The 1,913-nt window shown below is 64.6% G+C and carries 2 protein-coding genes and 1 pseudogene; 2 read left to right on the top strand and 1 reads right to left on the bottom strand.

Features of this window, described 5'->3' with window-relative positions:
• A pseudogene (locus G6017_RS17135) lies at positions 1-260 on the bottom strand (transposase family protein); the annotation flags it as partial.
• 215 nt (positions 261-475) lie between these two features.
• Here G6017_RS17135 and G6017_RS16060 point away from each other — a divergent pair.
• Together G6017_RS16060 and G6017_RS16055 are read left to right on the top strand one after the other, a co-directional pair.
• Entirely contained in the window at positions 476-685 is a 210-nt protein-coding gene (locus G6017_RS16060) for a hypothetical protein (RefSeq protein WP_069388582.1), read from the top strand.
• Between the two features lie 150 nt (positions 686-835).
• Positions 836-1,732, top strand: coding sequence for an alpha/beta fold hydrolase (locus tag G6017_RS16055; protein ID WP_069388583.1), 897 nt, complete (start codon positions 836-838; stop codon positions 1,730-1,732).
• Positions 1,733-1,913: the final 181 nt, after the last annotated feature.

The raw sequence follows: 1,913 nt of genomic DNA, 5'->3' as shown, positions 1-1,913 counted from the left end.
GTGGTCTTGGCCCGCGGCTCGGCCAACGCCGGCATGCGTTGCTGGAAGATCCGCGTGACGCACTCGGTGTTGCCGCAGGTGAAGCGCGGTACGCGTACGTGCAGTCTGGTGGGATGGCCGACGATCGGCAGATCGGTCACCCGCCGCTCGATGTGGTCTCGTAGCCGGCCCACCACCCCGCACTCGGCGCAGATCGGATCCAGTGTGACCGGGGAGCAGAACAGGTGCGTGAGCTCGTCGGCCACGGCGGCGTCGGTGATGGTCACCCCCAACTCGACGGTGCGGCAGATGGTGTCGGCAAGCAGGCTGGCGGTAGCGTTCAAAGCGGGTCCTGGGGATGCGAAGTGCTGGTGTAGGAACTTGCATCTTCACACGCCCCAGGACCCCTACATCTTGTGCCTCACCGCATCACCGGCGAACCCCAGTTACGCACTCCGGATCCGGAAGGGCCCCTTATCCATGGGTGTGGGCTCGCGTGCACACCACGCGCGAGACCGCCGTTGGGGTGCTGCAGCAGGTACAGATCGCTGTGGTGGAAGTCCGAACGGATCGCGCCGGCCGATCGCGCCGACTCCACGAGTCTTTCAGCCGCGTGGAACGCCCGCCCGATCTCCGCCCGGAACAGCTCGGTTCCAGCATCCGGCGAGAGGATGACGTCGCTGAACCCGAGATTGAACCGCTGTGAGTGCGCCAATTGTGGCTGGTTGATCGACTACGAGGAGTCTGGGTCGGTGTCGAGTGAGTGTGCCGGTCGAGTGTGGTGTGCAATGGTATTCACCCCCTGCGGCAACATGACTGAGAATGCTCCACTCGATAATCATGGCGAGGAACTTCTATGGATCCTGTAGTCACAACCCTTGAGCTCCGCGGTGACGGTGTCACACTTGCCGCCGACCGGTGGGATCCACCGTCAACTGCGGGCGATTCAGACGTCAGCAGTAAAGGTGTGGTGCTGTTGCTGCACGGCGGCGGGCAGACCCGGCATTCCTGGCGAAACACCGGACGCAGGCTCGCGGCGGACGGCTGGTCCGCCCTCGCCCTGGATGCACGGGGGCATGGGCAGAGCCAATGGGCACCGGACGGGGACTATGGCATCGACGCTCTGGTCGCCGACCTGACCTCGGTCATCGGCGAGTTGGGGCAGACGCCGGTACTGGTCGGGGCCTCGATGGGCGGTATGACGTCGTTGATCGGACAAGGAGAGAATCCCGAGCTCGCTCGTGGTCTGGTGTTGGTCGATATCGCCCCGAAGGTCGAACCGGGCGGCACCGCGGAGATTATGGCGTTCATGCAAAGTGGCCTGGATGGTTTTGACAGCCTCGACGACGCTGCCGCAGCGATCGCAGCGTATACCCCGAACCGGGTCCGCACCCCCAACCCGCAGGGGCTGCGCAAGAACCTCCGTCTGCGCGATGGCCGCTGGTATTGGCATTGGGATCCGGCGTTTCTGCGCCAGGGCGACGAACCCACCCGCCAGACCGACTCGATCGTGCGATACGAACGCGCCCGGGACGCCGCAGCCGCGATTACCGTTCCCACGATGCTCGTTCGTGGAACACAATCAAACGTGGTCAGCGAAGAGGGCGCCAAAGAGTTGCTTGAGCTCATACCGACCGCCAGATTGATCGACGTCACCGGGTCCGGTCATATGGTCGCCGGCGACGACAACGATGTGTTCAGCGGCGGATTGAAGGGTTTTCTCGACAACGACGTTCTCGCATCGCGCCACTGACGCCGTCGAGGACTCGAACGTCACCGGCGGCGGGAGCTCACCTGGGTTGCGTATCGGTGCCGGTTGCATTGATGGCCGGATTCGCCCGCCCCGGCGGGCCGCTTCGCTGACAGCGGAGCTCGAGGACCGCTTCCCCGGATGTGGCCGCCCTGCGATCGGTCAAGCCCCTAGAAGTGGTGTA

The organism is Dietzia sp. B44 (assembly GCF_014145245.1).
In the GTDB taxonomy this organism is placed as follows: domain Bacteria; phylum Actinomycetota; class Actinomycetes; order Mycobacteriales; family Mycobacteriaceae; genus Dietzia; species Dietzia natronolimnaea.
Note: the sequence above shows the minus strand (reverse complement) of the source record. Positions and strands in the feature narration are given on the sequence as shown.

Bases quoted from the DNA above. Each gene is read 5' to 3' on its own strand.
- G6017_RS16055 (WP_069388583.1), top strand. From the start codon at position 836: ATGGATCCTGTAGTCACAACCCTTGAGCTCCGCGGTGACGGTGTCACA.